Annotated in this window: 14 protein-coding genes; 9 read left to right on the top strand and 5 right to left on the bottom strand. The window is 66.6% G+C overall.

Annotated elements, in window-relative coordinates; genetic code table 11:
- Window positions 1–358 precede the first annotated feature (358 nt).
- Entirely contained in the window at window positions 359–1630 is a 1272-nt protein-coding gene (locus tag KHO41_RS30145; protein ID WP_211956902.1) for an NYN domain-containing protein, read from the bottom strand.
- A gap of 345 nt (window positions 1631–1975) precedes the next feature.
- On the opposite strand from KHO41_RS30145, the gene KHO41_RS30140 reads away from it, so the two are divergent.
- Window positions 1976–5569: an indolepyruvate ferredoxin oxidoreductase family protein gene (locus tag KHO41_RS30140; RefSeq protein WP_211956901.1), complete on the top strand. Its 3594-nt coding sequence runs from the start codon at window positions 1976–1978 to the stop codon at window positions 5567–5569.
- Window positions 5570–5736: 167 nt separating this feature from the next.
- On the opposite strand, the gene KHO41_RS30135 is transcribed toward KHO41_RS30140, so the two are convergent.
- Window positions 5737–6348, bottom strand: a complete 612-nt coding sequence (locus KHO41_RS30135) for an HD domain-containing protein (RefSeq protein ID WP_211956900.1) — start codon at window positions 6346–6348, stop codon at window positions 5737–5739.
- A gap of 124 nt (window positions 6349–6472) precedes the next feature.
- Between KHO41_RS30135 and KHO41_RS30130 the strand changes: the two genes are divergently transcribed.
- The 5 genes from KHO41_RS30130 to KHO41_RS30110 all read left to right on the top strand — a co-directional run bounded on the left by KHO41_RS30130 (window position 6473) and on the right by KHO41_RS30110 (window position 10349).
- Window positions 6473–6892 (top strand): GNAT family acetyltransferase, encoded by a 420-nt coding sequence (locus KHO41_RS30130; protein WP_211956899.1) that lies wholly within the window; start codon window positions 6473–6475, stop codon window positions 6890–6892.
- Window positions 6893–6922: 30 nt separating this feature from the next.
- Entirely contained in the window at window positions 6923–7273 is a 351-nt protein-coding gene (locus KHO41_RS30125; protein ID WP_211956898.1) for a GFA family protein, read from the top strand.
- A gap of 5 nt (window positions 7274–7278) precedes the next feature.
- Window positions 7279–7689 (top strand): VOC family protein, encoded by a 411-nt coding sequence (locus KHO41_RS30120; protein WP_140949198.1) that lies wholly within the window; start codon window positions 7279–7281, stop codon window positions 7687–7689.
- 76 nt (window positions 7690–7765) lie between these two features.
- The gene (locus tag KHO41_RS30115) at window positions 7766–9043 is read left to right on the top strand and encodes an MFS transporter (RefSeq protein ID WP_211956897.1); all 1278 of its coding nucleotides are present in this window, start codon (window positions 7766–7768) and stop codon (window positions 9041–9043) included.
- A gap of 100 nt (window positions 9044–9143) precedes the next feature.
- Window positions 9144–10349, top strand: coding sequence for an MFS transporter (locus tag KHO41_RS30110; RefSeq protein WP_211956896.1), 1206 nt, complete (start codon window positions 9144–9146; stop codon window positions 10347–10349).
- Between the two features lie 3 nt (window positions 10350–10352).
- On the opposite strand, the gene KHO41_RS30105 is transcribed toward KHO41_RS30110, so the two are convergent.
- Window positions 10353–11240, bottom strand: coding sequence for a DODA-type extradiol aromatic ring-opening family dioxygenase (locus KHO41_RS30105; protein ID WP_211956895.1), 888 nt, complete (start codon window positions 11238–11240; stop codon window positions 10353–10355).
- 287 nt (window positions 11241–11527) lie between these two features.
- Between KHO41_RS30105 and KHO41_RS30100 the strand changes: the two genes are divergently transcribed.
- From KHO41_RS30100 to KHO41_RS30090, 3 genes are all read left to right on the top strand, one after another.
- The gene (locus tag KHO41_RS30100) at window positions 11528–11842 is read left to right on the top strand and encodes a hypothetical protein (protein ID WP_342344485.1); all 315 of its coding nucleotides are present in this window, start codon (window positions 11528–11530) and stop codon (window positions 11840–11842) included.
- Between the two features lie 190 nt (window positions 11843–12032).
- Entirely contained in the window at window positions 12033–12992 is a 960-nt protein-coding gene (locus KHO41_RS30095; RefSeq protein ID WP_211956893.1) for a hypothetical protein, read from the top strand.
- A 135-nt stretch (window positions 12993–13127) separates the two neighbouring features.
- Window positions 13128–13754, top strand: coding sequence for a DNA-3-methyladenine glycosylase I (locus tag KHO41_RS30090; protein WP_211956892.1), 627 nt, complete (start codon window positions 13128–13130; stop codon window positions 13752–13754).
- Window positions 13755–13763: 9 nt separating this feature from the next.
- Here the strand turns inward: KHO41_RS30090 and KHO41_RS30085 are convergent, their stop codons facing one another.
- Window positions 13764–14543, bottom strand: coding sequence for a heme ABC transporter ATP-binding protein (locus KHO41_RS30085; protein WP_211956891.1), 780 nt, complete (start codon window positions 14541–14543; stop codon window positions 13764–13766).
- Window position 14544: 1 nt separating this feature from the next.
- Complete coding sequence (locus tag KHO41_RS30080) at window positions 14545–15555, bottom strand: FecCD family ABC transporter permease (protein ID WP_211956906.1); 1011 nt, start codon at window positions 15553–15555, stop codon at window positions 14545–14547.
- Window positions 15556–15613: the final 58 nt, after the last annotated feature.

Here is a 15613-nt window from a genome sequence, read left to right as displayed (position 1 = left end):
TTCGGGCGACTGAAGCTCCGGTTGAAACTCTTCCCCGACGGCTCAACCCAATAGAGTTGGAAGACAGTCTTTGCAATGTCCAGGCCATAAGTCGTAGTATTCATCTCGGGTCCCTCCATCCACGTGGTTGCAGACACTTCCACTTTGGCACATCGATGCCGTTTTGCGATGGAGGGCCCGCCTACTCGCTCACGTTTCCCAGATCTACAACTGAATTGCCGGTGCCTTCTGCTTAGTGGGCCGGGGCGCGTTCATTCCATCTTTTTGTCGCTCGGACAAAAAGTGACTCGCCGGCTACGCCGGCAAAACAGCGGCGCATGCCAAGAACGAACACCGCCACAGAACCCAAAAAAACGCCTTACCCCTTAACCACCTTCCTCCGCGTCTTCCTAACAGGCTTCGCCTCAGCAGCAACATCCTCCACCGCAGGCGCCTCAGAAAACCCTTCAAACGCCTCCTGCACCTGCGCCGTCAGCACCGTATCCCCGGGCGCAGCGAACACGGACTGATCGATCGGCCAGGGCTTCTCGCTGAGCTCCACGTCAGGCCGACGCGGCGCCCGCTTGCGAGCGGGCTTCTTCGCAGCCGGCGCGGGCGACTCTTCCGCGATGACATCGGCTGCCACCACTTCCGGAGCCTCAACTTCCGGCACTGGCGCAGGTTCAGGTACGGGTTCCGCAGCAACAGGAACCTCGACAGGCTCGGGAACCGGCTCCGGTTCCGGCGCAGCAACCGGTACGGCCACGACCTCCGGTGGAGCGACTGGCCGGCGGCTTTCGGGCTGCGGTGCAGGCGTCTGTGACGGATGCGCCTGCGGCTTCTCAGCCTGACGCTGGCCGCCAGCATGGCGCCCATCCCCTTCCTGCCCTTGCTTGCTGCGCTTCTTCAACCGCACCCAGATGGTCTTGTTGTTGCCGCCATTGCGCGTCTCGACCTCGAACAGGCCCGTGGCAGCTACAAGCTCCGAGAGCTTCCCATACCCGTAGTTGCGCGAATCGAACTCCGGCGCCTGCTTGGCAATGTGGTTGCCCATGCCGCCAAGCGTCGACCAGCCGTCTTCATCCGACACCGCCTGCGAGGCGCTCTGCAGCAGCCGCACGAGGCGCGAATCCTGGCGCAGTTCGCCGCCGCTGCGGCGGCGCACGGGCGCGGCGGCTTCATCGGCGCCGGCGTCGTTGTCGGCGCGCAGCACGTCCGAATAGATGAACTTGTCGCATGCCGTGACAAACGGCTTGGGCGTCTTGCGCTCGCCGAAGCCATAGACGATCAGCCCCTGTTCGCGGATGCGCGAGGCGAGGCGCGTGAAGTCGCTGTCGCTCGACACCAGGCAGAAGCCATCGAAGCGTTCGGTGTACAGCAGATCCATCGCGTCAATGATCATCGCGCTGTCGGTGGCGTTCTTGCCGACGGTGTAGCGGAACTGCTGGATCGGCTGGATCGAGTGCGACAACAGGCACTCCTTCCAGCCCGACAGGTTGGGCTTGGTCCAGTCGCCGTAGATGCGCTTCACGGCGGCGACGCCATATTTGGCGACTTCGGCCAGCAGGCCTTCGATGATGGCGGGCGCCGCATTGTCGGCATCGATCAGCACGGCCAGGGTCGCGGTGCCCTGGCGGGGGGAATTGGTCATGTTCGGTCCTGCTCGGAGGAGATTCCCGGCCATGTTGCCGGGCGGAGGTTGCACCGGACCGGCGCGTGCCGATCCATGGCAGGGGCGCCTTGGGCCACATCGTAGTGCATGTGGGTGGCGCCTTGGATGCATCGCAGTGTACACGCGAAGCCCTGTCCATACAGGAAACTCCCGCCGCGACGGGTGCGGTTTTTGCTGCATTGCAAGGTGCCGCGGAATTTTGAGCGGTGCTACCATCCGCGCAGAGACACCACCTGCCGATGCCTTCACAAGAGGCTCGGGACGGTCGGCCCCATGAATGTAGTAGTCGGTGATCCCGACAACGCACCCCATAGAGGAGCACCTATGAATGCCCCCCTGACCACGCCGGTCAGCGACGCCATCCGCCGCGCGCTCGCTAACGTTTCCCTCGACGACAAGTACACGCTGGAGCGTGGCCGCATCTATATCAGCGGCACGCAGGCGCTGGTACGCCTGCCGATGCTGCAGCAGGAACGCGACCACGCCGCCGGCCTGAACACGGCCGGCTTCATTTCCGGGTACCGCGGGTCGCCGCTCGGAGCGCTGGACCAGTCGCTGTGGAAAGCCAAGAAGCATCTCGCCGCGCACAATATCGTGTTCCAGGCCGGCCTGAACGAGGACCTTGCCGCGACGTCGGTCTGGGGTTCGCAGCAGGTCAATATGTACCCCGATGCGAAGTTCGATGGCGTGTTCGGCATGTGGTACGGCAAGGGGCCAGGTGTGGACCGCACGGGGGATGTGTTCAAACACGCCAACTCGGCCGGCTCGTCACGCCACGGCGGCGTGCTGGTGCTGGCGGGCGATGACCATTCCGCGAAATCTTCGACGCTCGCGCACCAGTCGGAACACATCTTCAAGGCCTGCGGCCTGCCGGTGCTGTATCCGTCGAATGTGCAGGAGTACCTCGACTACGGCCTGCATGGCTGGGCGATGAGCCGCTACTCCGGCCTATGGGTAGCGATGAAGTGCGTCACTGATGTGGTGGAATCGTCTGCGTCCGTCGAACTCGATCCGCATCGCGTGCAGATCGTGCTTCCCGACGATTTCGTGCTGCCGCCGGGCGGCCTCAATATCCGCTGGCCCGATCCGCCGCTCGAACAGGAAGCGCGGCTGCTCGACTACAAGTGGTACGCGGGCCTGGCCTATGTGCGCGCCAACAAGATCGACCGCATCGAGATCGATTCGCCGCATGCGCGCTTCGGCATCATGACCGGCGGCAAGGCCTACCTCGATACGCGCCAGGCGCTGGCCGACCTGGGCCTCGACGATGCCATGTGCGCGCAGATCGGCATCCGCCTGTACAAGGTCGGTTGCGTGTGGCCGCTCGAAGCACATGGCGCGCGCGCCTTTGCGGAAGGCCTGCAGGAAATCCTGGTCGTCGAAGAGAAGCGCCAGATCATGGAGTACGCGCTCAAGGAAGAGCTGTACAACTGGCGCGACGACGTGCGCCCCAAGGTCTACGGCAAGTTCGACGAGAAGGACAACGCGGGCGGCGAATGGTCGATCCCGCAGAACAACTGGCTGCTGCCCGCGCACTACGAACTGTCGCCGGCGATCATCGCCAAAGCCATCGCCACGCGACTGGAAAAGTTCGACCTGCCGGTGGATGTGCGCGCACGCATTGACGCACGGCTCGCGATCATCGAGGCCAAGGAAAAAGCGCTGGCCACGCCGCGCGTGACGGCCGAGCGCAAGCCGTGGTTCTGCTCGGGCTGCCCGCACAACACGTCGACCAACGTGCCCGAGGGCTCGCGCGCGCTGGCGGGCATTGGCTGCCACTACATGACGGTGTGGATGGACCGCAATACCAGCACCTTCAGCCAGATGGGCGGCGAGGGCGTGGCGTGGATCGGCCAGGCGCCGTTTGCGGGCGACAAGCATGTGTTCGCGAACCTGGGCGATGGTACGTACTTCCATTCGGGGTTGCTGGCGATCCGCGCGTCGATCGCGGCGGGCGTCAACATCACCTACAAGATCCTCTACAACGATGCAGTGGCGATGACGGGCGGCCAGCCTGTCGATGGTCAGCTCTCGGTGCAGGACATCGCGTGGCAGGTCCACAGTGAAGGCGCGAAGAAGATCGTCATCGTCACGGATCAACCCGAGAAGTACAACGGGGCGATCAAGCTGCCGGAAGGCATCACGGTCCACCATCGCGACCAGCTCGATACGATCCAGCGCGAACTGCGCGAGGTACCGGGCTGCACGATCCTGATCTATGACCAGACCTGCGCCACCGAAAAGCGCCGCCGCCGGAAGCGCGGCACGATGGAGGATCCGCAGCGCCGCGCCTTCATCAACGACGCGGTGTGCGAAGGCTGCGGCGACTGCTCGGTCAAGTCGAACTGCCTGTCTGTCGAACCGCTTGAAACCGAATTCGGTACCAAGCGCCAGATCAACCAGTCGTCGTGCAACAAGGACTTCTCCTGTGTGAACGGCTTCTGCCCGAGCTTTGTCACGGCCGAAGGCGCGCAGGTGCGCAAGCCCGAGCAGCATGGCGTGGCGATGGACAGCCTGCCCGCGCTGCCTGAGCCTGCGCTGCCGGAGATCCGCCGTGCCTACGGCATTCTGGTGACGGGCGTGGGCGGTACCGGCGTCGTGACCATTGGTGGCTTGCTCGGCATGGCCGCGCACCTCGAGAACAAGGGCGTTACCGTGCTCGACATGGCGGGGCTTGCGCAGAAAGGCGGCGCGGTGCTGTCGCATGTGCAGCTCGCCACGCGTCCGGAAGATTTGCACGCCACGCGCATCGCGATGGGCGAGGCGGACCTTATCATCGGCTGCGATGCGATCGTGTCGGCCAACGACGAGGTCATCTCGAAGACGCAGTCGGGCCGCACGCGCGCGGTAGTCAACACGTCGCAGACGCCGACGGCCGAGTTCATCAAGAACCCGAAGTGGCAGTTCCCGGGCCTGTCGGCCGAGCAGGATATCCGCAACGCGGTCGGCGAGCAGTGCGACTTCATTAACGCGAGCGGTTTGGCCGTGGCGCTGCTGGGCGATGCCATCTACACCAACCCACTGGTGCTTGGTTATGCGTGGCAGAAGGGTTGGATTCCGCTGACGCTGCAGGCGCTGGAGCGCGCGATCGAACTGAACGGCGTGGCGGTGGAAAAGAACAAGGCGGCGTTCGACTGGGGCCGCCATATGGCACATGACCCCGAACACGTGCTATCGCTGACCGGCAAGCTGAAGAACACCGCCGAAGGCGCGGACGTGGTGAAGCTGCCGACATCGTCGGGCGCCCTGCTCGAGAAGCTGATTGCCCGACGTGTCGAGCATCTGACGGCCTATCAGGACGCGGCCTACGCGCGTACCTATCGCGAAGCCATTGACCGCGTGCGCGCAGCCGAGAGCGCGCTGGCAGGAAGCGGCAAGCCGCTACCGCTGACCGAAGCCGCCGCGCGCAACCTGGCCAAGCTGATGGCGTACAAGGACGAGTACGAAGTCGCGCGGCTGTACACGGACCCGGCCTTCCTCGACAAGCTGCGTGCGCAGTTCGAAGGCGAACCCGGCAAGGACTACCAGCTCAACTTCTGGCTTGCACCGCCGACGACTGCGAAGCGCGACGACAAGGGACATCTCGTCAAGCGCAAGTTCGGGCCGTCGACGATGACGCTGTTCCGCTGGCTCGCGAAGATGAAGGGGCTGCGTGGCGGCATGCTCGATATCTTTGGCAAGACCGAGGAACGCCGCACGGAACGCGCGCTGATTGGCGAGTATCGGGCGTTGCTGGATACGCTGATCGCCGGGTTGAATGCGGCGAACTACGACACCGCTGTAACGCTGGCCAATCTGCCGGACGATATCCGGGGCTTTGGCCATGTGAAGGAAAACAACCTGAAGGCGGTGCGGGTGCGTTGGGCGAAATTGCTGGAACAATTCCGGCATCCGGAGACGGCGCAGCGCGCGGCGTAGCGGCATAAGTCGCTCGCGTTGTTCCTCCCCTCTCCCGCTTGCGGGAGAGGGGCCGGGGGAGAGGGCAGGCGCTTCTCGATACGTGGTGCCTTGCTAAACCACCCCTCTCCCTACCCTCTCCCACTGAGGGGAGAGGGAACACAATTGGTCGTCCAGCGGCAACAGTACTACGCCTTCGCCAACTCCTTCTCCCCCGGCTTCACATACATCGAATTGCGCGGTTGGGCCAGTACGCGCCGCACCATCGGCTCGAAGAACGACAGCGGCAGCGTGTCGTAGTCCGTCATGAACGCGGCCCCGTCATATTTCTGGCAAAACTCCGCGGTACGCTCGAACAGTTCGGGCTGGTCGCGGAATTGTTCGCGCAGGTTGCGGTCCAGGCCGAGATGGTGGAAGAAATAGTAGCCCTGGAAGACGCCGTGCTTCTCGACCATCCACAGGTTCTCCGCGCTGACGAACGGCTTCAGGATGGCGGCTGCGATATCGGGATGGTTATAGCTGCCGAGCGTGTCGCCAATGTCATGCAGCAGCGCGCACACCACGTACTCCTCGTCGCGACCGTCGCGATGCGCAAGCGTCGCGGTCTGCAGTGAATGTGTGAGGCGGTCCACGGGGAACCCGCCGCAATCGCCTTCGAGCAAACGCAGGTGTGCGAGCACACGGTCAGGCAACTGTTTCGCGAATGGCATGAATTCGGCGGAGATCGCCGCCCAGTCTTCGCGGGTGCCGTGCTCCATGTGACTGAACGTTGCGTGTGCGGGTGCGTGGGTCTCGCTCATGCTTGTCTCCTGGGCGGTGGGATCGCCTGTTGTTGTGGATGTGGTGGGGCATTGTGGCACTGGCCGCGCGGCTACACTGTCAAAAACTGAACAATGCGTCGATGATGCGGCGCACCATTGCAAGATGCTGATCCGTTCGTTTCGCGAAGAAGATACCGAGCCCGTCGTTGCGCTGTGGCAGGCCTGCGGCCTGACCCGTCCGTGGAACGACCCGTACCGCGACATCGCGCGCAAACTGACCGCGCAGCCGGAGCTGTTCCTGGTCGGCGAAGTGTCCGGCGAGCCAATCGCTTCCGCGATGGTCGGCTTCGACGGGCATCGCGGATGGGTCTACTATTTGGCCGTCCATCCCACGCATCAGGGCAAGGGCTACGGGCGCATGCTGATGGCCCATGCCGAGCAGCTGCTGATCGAGCGCGGCTGTCCCAAGATCAACCTGCTGGTACGCGCCGGCAACCACGCCGTGATCGATTTCTACGACAAGCTCGGGTACGCGCCGGATGCAGCGGTCAGCCTGGGCAAGCGGCTGATTCCGGATCAGTAGACCGGACACCGGCCACAACAAGGAGAAGCCATGACATACCAGGGCAGCTGTCATTGCGGGGCCATCGCCTTCGAGGTGGAAGCCGACAATATTCCGAGCGTGATCCGCTGCAACTGCTCGATCTGCCGCCGGCGCGGGCATCTGCTGTGGTTCGTGCCGCAGCTGCAGTTCAAGCTGACCACCCCCGAAGCGAATGCATCGACGTACCGCTTCAACACGATGAAGATCGCGCATCGCTTCTGCCCGGTGTGCGGATGCGGGCCGTATGCCGATGGCCAGGACAAGGACGGGCGGCCCATGGCGGCGGTCAATGTCCGCTGTCTGGACAACGTCGACCTCGATGCGCTGAAGATCATCGACTACGACGGTCTGCACCACTGAGCGCCATGTTCCGTATCCTCGGCATTGATCACCTTGTCCTGCGCACCGCCGACGTCGACCGGCTGCGGCGCTTCTACGTCGACGTCCTCGGCTGCAGCGTGGAGCGCGAGCAACCCGCGTTCGGCCTGACGCAGCTGCGCGCGGGCAGCGGGCTCATCGACCTGGTCTCGCTCGACGGGCCGCTGGGCCGTGCTGGCGGCGCAGGTCCCGGCGCCGAGGGTCGCAACCTCGATCACTTCTGCCTGCGCATCGACCCGTTCGATGCCGACGCCGTGCGTGCCAGCCTGGCGCGCCACGGCGTGGAGGCGAGCGCGGTCGAGCAGCGCTTCGGTGCCGAGGGCAAGGGGCCGTCGCTGTACGTGAAGGATCCCGATGGCAATGTGGTCGAGCTCAAGGGGCCGGCCGAAAGTGCCTGAGGATCACCACGGCGCGCGCAGGCTCGCTACAATTTCCGCTTAGCCCGCTGCGCCGCCCCCAGGCCGGGGGCGCGCCATGACCCGAACAGACGCCACGCCCGACGCGGATTCCGCCACGCCCTCCGTTCCCGCCGACGCCGGCAATCCGGCTCCCCCACCACGCAGCCTGGTCTGGATGCTCGGCCTGACCGAGACCATCTCGTGGGGCACGCTGTACTTTTCGTTCACGGTGTTCATCGAGCCGATGAGCCGCGCACTGGGCTACACCAAGCCCTTCCTGGCGGGCGGCTTTTCGCTGGGCCTGCTGGTGTGGGCGATGTGCTCGTTCGCCGTGGGCCGGCTGCTGGACCGGCTGCCAGCGCGCAAGGTGATGGGCGCCGGCTCGCTGCTGGCCGGCGCTGGCCTGCTGCTGTGGGCGTGGTCGCCCTCGCCAACGGTGTTCCTGCTGATGTGGGTGCCGCTCGGGCTGGCCATGGCCACCACGCTCTATGAGCCCGCCTTCGTCGTGCTGCGCCAGGCCTATGGCGACGGCTACCAGAAACCGATCGTCACGGTCACGCTGATGGCGGGCTTTGCCAGCACGATCTTCGTGCCGCTGGCGCAATGGCTGGTATTGCATCTCGGCTGGCGGCAGACCCTGCTGGTCTTCGCCGCGCTGAACCTGCTGGTCTGCGTGCCGCTGCATGCGCGCCTGCGCTACGTGCTGCATGCGAGTTACGCCGCCGTCCAGCCAGCCTCGCCGCTGCCCGCCAGCGATACAGGCAAACATGGCATTGCGCGTGCCACGCTGCGCCTGCCCGTGTTCTGGGCGGTGGTGCTGGCGTTCACCGCGACCAACATGGTGGCATCGCTGCTCGGCGCGCACCTGATCCCGATGCTGACCGAGAAGGGCCTGCCGCTGGGCCAGCAGCTCGTGGTCGCCGCGCTGATCGGTCCGGCGCAGGTCGTGGGCCGCCTGCTCATGATGCGTGCCGCCGTCCGGCATCCCGTGCGGCTGGCCGTGCCGGTCTACGTGCTGATGAGCGCGGGCCTGCTGTGCATGGCGCTCGGCCACGGTGCCTGGCTCATGGTTGCGGCGCTGCTCTACGGCTGCGCCAATGGCGTCAACACCATGCTGCGCGCCATGGCCATGCCGGAACTGATCTCGCGCCACCACTACGCCACGCTCAACGGCCTGATGATGACGCCGGTGCTGCTGATGCAGGCCGCCGCGCCATGGCTGGGCGCCCTGCTCTGGCGCTTCGCCGGCGGCTACTGGCTGATGCTGTGGACCATGGTGGCGCTGGCGCTTGCGGCGCTGCTGTCGTTCGCATTCGCGCTCCAGCGGCGCGGCCTGCTGCGGGTCACCGGCTGACGCCGTCCCGGTCCCGCTTCACACGCGCATCACGGCGATGCGGGACAATGCTCGCTTTGCCACAGGCCGAGCGCTCGCCGCGCGGCCCGCAGTTCCCGCCATGTCCGAGTCGAATCCCGGCGCATCGTCGTCGCCAGCCTCCACCCTATCCTCTGACCGCGTAGCCCGCGCCACGCGGGGCACCATGGCGCTGTTCTTCGTCAACGGTGCCACCTTTGCGACCTGGGGCGTTCACATCCCGACCATCAAGGCGCGCTTCGGCCTGTCCGACGCCATGCTGTCGATCGCGATGCTGGCCGTGGCCGGCGGCGCCATTGCCGCAATGGGGCCGGTGGGGCGCTGGGTTGCGCGCGTGGGCAGCGCCCGTGCGTCGATGGCCAGCGGCCTCGTCTACGCACTGGCGACGGTCGTGATCCTCGCCATGCCCGACTTCCGTCTGCTGCTGCTCGCGCTGCTGGCCTTCGGCATGGCGAACGCCGCATTCGACGTAGGCATGAACGCGCAGGCCGCAACGGTCGAAGCCAGCCGTACCCGTCCCGTGATGTCGGCACTACATGGCATGTTCAGCCTGGGCGGCATGGCTGGCGCGGCATTCGGCGGGCTGATGCTGTCGCTCGGCGTGCCGCCGCTGGTTCATGCGGCGATGATGGCGGGCCTGACCGCGGTGGTGGCCCTTGGCACGGCGCCCGGGCTGCTGGCGGACCACCCGGTATTGCCGAGCGCCAGCCACCACCGCGACCACGCGGTTCGCGCGCTGTGGCTGCTGGGCCTGCTGGCCTTCCTGGGGCTGATCGGCGAAGGCGCGATGTACGACTGGTCCAGCGTCTATATGCGCGATGTGACCATGGCGCCGGCCGGCTGGATCAGCTTTGGCTATGCGGCGTTCTCGGGGGGGATGGCTTGTGGGCGCTTCGGCGGCGACCGCCTGCGCGCGCGCTGGGGAGAAGCCGGCACGCTGACCGCCAGCGCGTGGCTCGGCTTTGCCGGCATCGTGCTCGCACTGGCCGTGCCCGTACCCATGGCTGCGCTGGTGGGATTCAGCCTGATGGGGCTGGGCGCGGCCAACATGGTGCCGATCTTCTTCGTGGCGGCATCGCGCCTGCCTGGCGTGGCGCCAGCGGAAGCCATCGCGCGCGTGGCGCGCTTCGCCTATCTGGGATTGCTGCTGGGCCCGGTGCTGATCGGCGGCGTGGCGCACCTGGCCAGCCTGCGTGTCGGCCTCGCCGTGGTGGCGCTGACCATGGGCTGGATCGCGCTGGCAGGCGCCCGCTCGGCGCGGCGCTACCTGCCAGCGCGCAAGCAATAGGCGTCAGGCCGCGGCGCGTACGGGAGGCTGTGCGCCGGCGCCAAGGCCGTTGAACACGAAGGTGTCCATCGCCAGCACGCCGTAAGTGACTTCATCGGCGACCCGCGCCACATCCGCAGGCGTCTGGCCGGCTCCCGCATCGCGCGGGCCGAGCGCGGCACCCAGCGCCACATAAAACGGCAGCAGGTGTTCGTCGGTCGGATGCGCGCGGCGCGCGTGGGGTGCCTGCGCACGATAGTCGGCGATGCGGCTGGTATCGCCGGTCGCCAGCGCCTCGTCGAGCGCATCGAGCATCCAGTTGCGGAACGCATCGACATACGGCTCCGTGGCCGGACCGTGCTGGGCGCGCCGGCCGCCGCCGAACACTTCCTGCAGGTTGTGCGTGAAGCTGCCCGAGGCCAGCACCAGCACGCCTTCATCACGCAGCGGCGCCAGCGCGCGGCCGATGTCGATCTGCGTCGCGGGCGACAGGTACGGATTCAGCGCAAGCTGCACCACGGGGACATCCGCATCCGGGAAAAAATGCCGCATCGGCATCCAGGCACCGTGGTCGAGCGGGCGCTCTTCGTCGAACCCGACAAAGCAGGCGCCCGGAACATGGGCGGTCTCGACCAGTTCCTTGACCCGTGCCGCGAGCTCGGGCGAGCCCGGCGCGTCGTACCGCAGCGCATAGAGCTCGCGCGGAAAGCCGCCGAAGTCGTGCCACGCTTCCTGGCGCTCGCGCGTGCCGACCGCCAGCGTGCTGTAGATCCAGTGTGCCGACACCACGAGCACCGCGCGCGGCTTCTGCGCGCGCAGGCTGGCGCCAAGCGCGTCAAAGATGGCACCGGTCGGGCCGGGGTCGATGGCCAGCATCGGCGAACCGTGCGAGATGTAGAGCGAGGGAAGCATGGCATTCACCTTCAAAGCATTTCGTGTCCTGAATGAAGTTTGACAAAGAAGCCGCCGCGCAGCGGACCGGATTTGCGGACACTTCGTGCAAAAAACTTGAATGGCCGGCCGGGCCGTCATCGTTAGGTGGCCCACACAGCGCATTGCTGCGCCCGCACTACGGCAGATGAAATGGCATACGATGCCTCTGGGGAGCCTGTTCCGGCTCGCCGCGGTGCCGCAGGCGGACACCACGCGCTTCCCACAACGCATGCCCGCCGGCGCGCGCCGGTGAGATGGAGACTTTCGTGGTACAGCGCCCCTCGCGCCGCCACAAGCGGCCCCCACCGATTCCCGCACACTGGTGGCGTGCTGGCGCCTACGCCAGCGGGCCTGCCGTGGCCCTGTGGATCGTCGCGCGGATGCCGGCCGCCCTGCTGACCCTGATCTTCGGCACGCCCAATGCCTCCTACTGGCTCAACCATGCCGGCGATACCGTATTCGTGGCCGGCTGGCTGGCCAGCGCCGTGGTGCTGTGGATCTCGCGCCGGCGCGCCGCGCGGCCGCCGGAAGCCGAACCGGACGCGGCGCGGAACCCGCCTCGCCGCCATCACGTGGGATAGCGCGCGGCGCCGTGTGCAAGACTTGCAACCGGTGATCTGAAAAAATTCGTGCGTGCGGCCGGGGTCTCTCCGGGGCACCCTATCCATCGCTAGAATGCTTCACGGGTGCGGCGCGCGCGGCTCGGCGCCGGGTTCGGAACCCTTCGCGGCAACTCGAATGTGCGCATTTCAGCAATTTCGCAGGGCCGCGATGGCCTTGCCAGCCTGTCTGGTCATCTCGGGTGCGCTCTGGCTCTTGCCGGGGCAGGCACGCGCACAGGCACAGGGACAGGGATTCCAGGTCGTCGGCACCAATGTGCAGAAGCATGCCAACGGCGTGCTGACGCTGATGTCCTACTCGGTGGTGCCTGACCTGGCCTCGAGTTCGCTGTCGATCAACAACGCTGCGACGGACAACCCCGGCGTCTTCATGTGGCAACTCGGCGGCGGCTTCACCATCAGCAAGTCGTTCCCCCTCTACCTGGAAGGCGCGCTCGCCTACAGCCGTTACGACCCGACCTTCATCGCCAGCGACGGCACCCAATCGCGCGCCTTGCCAGTCAGGTGGAACACGTTCTCGGGCACCATCGGCATCGGTTGGGATTTCCCGCTCACGGAGAACAAGGAACTCGTATTCCGGCCGATCTTCAATGCTTCGCTCGGCAATGTGTCGAGTGACCTCAGGGTCGGAGAACTCGTGATCGAGCAGAAGACCGACCGCAGCATCAACTTCCTTGAGCATGGCTCGCTCAACGCCTACGGCCTCGGTGGCTCCGTCATGCTCGACTGGGAGCACTATCGCGAGACCCACGAGATCGACCTGGAGCTGCGCTACACCAATATCCACCTGCAGAGCTTCGGCGGCTCGTCCTCCGGCGTCACCGGCACAGCCACCGCCCAGACCGCCAACCTGTACGCGCGCTGGCGTGCGCCGACGGGCATGCACGCACTGGACCGCCCCGTGCGCTACGTGCTCGAGCTCTCCCATTCGCACTACCTCGGCAGCCAGGCCGGCGTGCTCGGCTTCAACTATCTGACCACGCTTGGCACCGGGCTGGAACTGGATACCAGCGCCCACGAGGTTTTCGTCACGCGGATCCGCGCGGTGGTGCGGTATGTGTTTGGCAACAACGTTTCAGGGGTTTCGCTGGGGCTCGCCGCCAGTTTCTGAAACTTTCGGACATGTGATCCGCATGTCCGATTCCGGCCTTCCGCAAACCGCCCGCCCGGTGCATGATCACCGGCGGACGCCGGTGCCGCGCAAGCGCGGCCGGCCATTACCAACCCGGGCCATGGAAAGGCACGCATGACACGAAAACAGGAAGCCGCCGCCGAACGCGTGCGCTGCGGCTGGTGCGGCACGCTGGAAGACTATTGCCACTACCACGACAACGAATGGGGCTTTCCGGTCGACGACGACCGGCGCCTGTTCGAGAAGCTCTGCCTCGAAGGCTTCCAGGCCGGCCTGAGCTGGCTGACCATCCTGCGCAAGCGCGAGGCCTTCCGCAAGGCGTTCGCCAACTTCGATATCGAGAAGGTCGCGCGCTTCGGCGAGCGCGACATCCAGCGCCTGCTCGGCGATGCCGGCATCGTGCGCCACCGCGGCAAGATCGAGGCGGCCATCAACAATGCGCAGCGCGCTGCCGAGCTGCTGGAAACGGAGTCGTCGCTGGCGGCGTACTTCTGGCGCTACGAGCCCGACCCGGCGAGCCGGCCCAAGGTGCTGACGCCAGAGGTGCTGCGCACCATGGCGACGTCGCCGGAATCGACGGCGCTGTCCAAGGACCTGAAGAAGCGCGGCTGGCGCTTCGTCGGCCCGACCACGATGTACGCGCTGATGCAGGCGATGGGCCTCGTCAACGACCACCAGGACGGCTGCTGGACCCGGACCGAGGCACTGCGTGCGCGCAAGGCGTTCAAGGTGCCGCGCTAGGCAACGCGCTCAGGGCAGGCAGAACGTCACAGACGGTACGTCCTCCACCGTCACACGCGCGGGCAGCGCGTACACGAGCTCCATGTTCTGCGGCGTCAGCACATCGACCGGCGTGCCATGGGCAACGGTGCGCCCGTTCGACAGCAGCAGCAGGCGGTCGCACCACCGCGCGGCCAGGTTGACGTCGTGGAGCACGACGAACACTGCCAGGTCCTCTTCGCGGCTCAGGGCCCGGACCGCCTGCAGCAACAGGAGCTGGTGACGCGGGTCGAGGCTGGAAATCGGTTCATCGAGGAACAGCATCCGATACTGGCCCGGTGCGCGCGCGGCAAGCACCTGCACCAGCGCGCGCGCAAACTGCACGCGCTGCTGCTCGCCGCCGGACAATCCGAGGTAGCGCCGCGTACCAAGCGCCGTCGCATCGGCAAGCCGCAGCGCGCGCGCCGTCAGCGCCGCCTCGTCATCGGGACTCAGCTCGGGAAACGGATAGGCGCCCATCGCGATCACTTCGCGCACGGACAGGTCGAAGCCGAGCGATGCCGACTGCGGCAGCACCGCGCGGCGGCGTGCGAGCGCGGCGGGTTTCCATTCGCGCAGCGGGCGCGCGTCGAGTGTCACGGCGCCGCCGCTGGCCTCAAGCTCGCCCGCGAGCACCGCGAGCAGCGTGGTCTTGCCGGCGCCGTTGGCGCCCAGTACGCCGAGCACTTCGCCAGCATGCAAATCGAGATCGATGCCGTCGAGTACCCGGCGCGTGCCGCGATGGCAGGTCAGTCCGCGTGTAGAAAGCATCTCAACCCCCTCTGCGCGCCAGCATCCACAGCAGGAACGGCCCGCCGACCAGGCTCGTGACAATGCCGATCGGCAGTTCCGCGGGAATCACGACAACGCGCGCGAGCCAGTCGGCCAGCGTCAGTGCGATGGCACCGCCCACCAGCGTATTCGGCAGCAGCCAGCGGTGGTCGGCGCCGAGCGGCAGCCGGATCAGGTGCGGCACGACCAGTCCGACAAAGCCGATGGTTCCCGTCACCGCGACCAGCGGCCCCACCAGCAGCGCGGTCAGCACGACCAGGCGGCGGCGCAGCCGTGCGAGGTCGAAACCCAGATGCTGCGCCTCGCGCTCGCCAAGCAGCAACGCATTCATGGCACGCCAGTCGCGCAGCAGCAATGCGCCGAGCACGACGACCAGCGGCACCATCCACGCGAGCAGCCCCCAGCTTGCGCCGGCCAGGCTGCCCATATTCCAGAAGGTCAGGTTGCGCAGCTGCACGTCGCTCGCCTGGTAGGTGAAGAAGCCGACCACGCTCGCGCAGATGGCGTTGATGGCCACGCCCGCGAGCAGCAGGTTGGCGATGCCCGGGCGCCGGCTGCCGAGCCGGTAGGCCAGTGCGGTGGCGGCCAGGCTGCCGGCGAAAGCCGCTGGCGCGATCGCCATGAGACCCTCGGCACCCAGCACGATCGCGGAGACCGCCCCAGCCGCACCGCCGAGCGAAATGCCGATCAGCCCCGGCTCCGCCAGCGGGTTGCGGAACAGCGCCTGCATCACCGCGCCGGACAGCGCCAGCGCCGCGCCGACGGTCACGGCCAGCACGATGCGCGGCAGCCGCACCTCGATCAGCACGTTGCGCCAGACCGCGGCTTCGCCATCGACGTCGGGCGACAACAATACGCGCAGGATCTGCATGCGCGGAATCTGCATGGCGCCGCTGGCGGCGGCACCGAGTGCGGCCGCGGCGAGCACCACGCACAGCGCCACGAAGACGTGGGCCGGTGACGGACGCCGCCAACCGTGCAGGCGGAACATCAGGGAACGGACGGAACTCAAGCGCGGACCTGTCGGATGGGGGCGTTGGGGGGGAACC

The organism is Cupriavidus numazuensis, from assembly GCF_905397435.1.
GTDB lineage: Bacteria > Pseudomonadota > Gammaproteobacteria > Burkholderiales > Burkholderiaceae > Cupriavidus > Cupriavidus numazuensis.
This window is presented reverse-complemented; position numbering and strand designations above follow the sequence as displayed.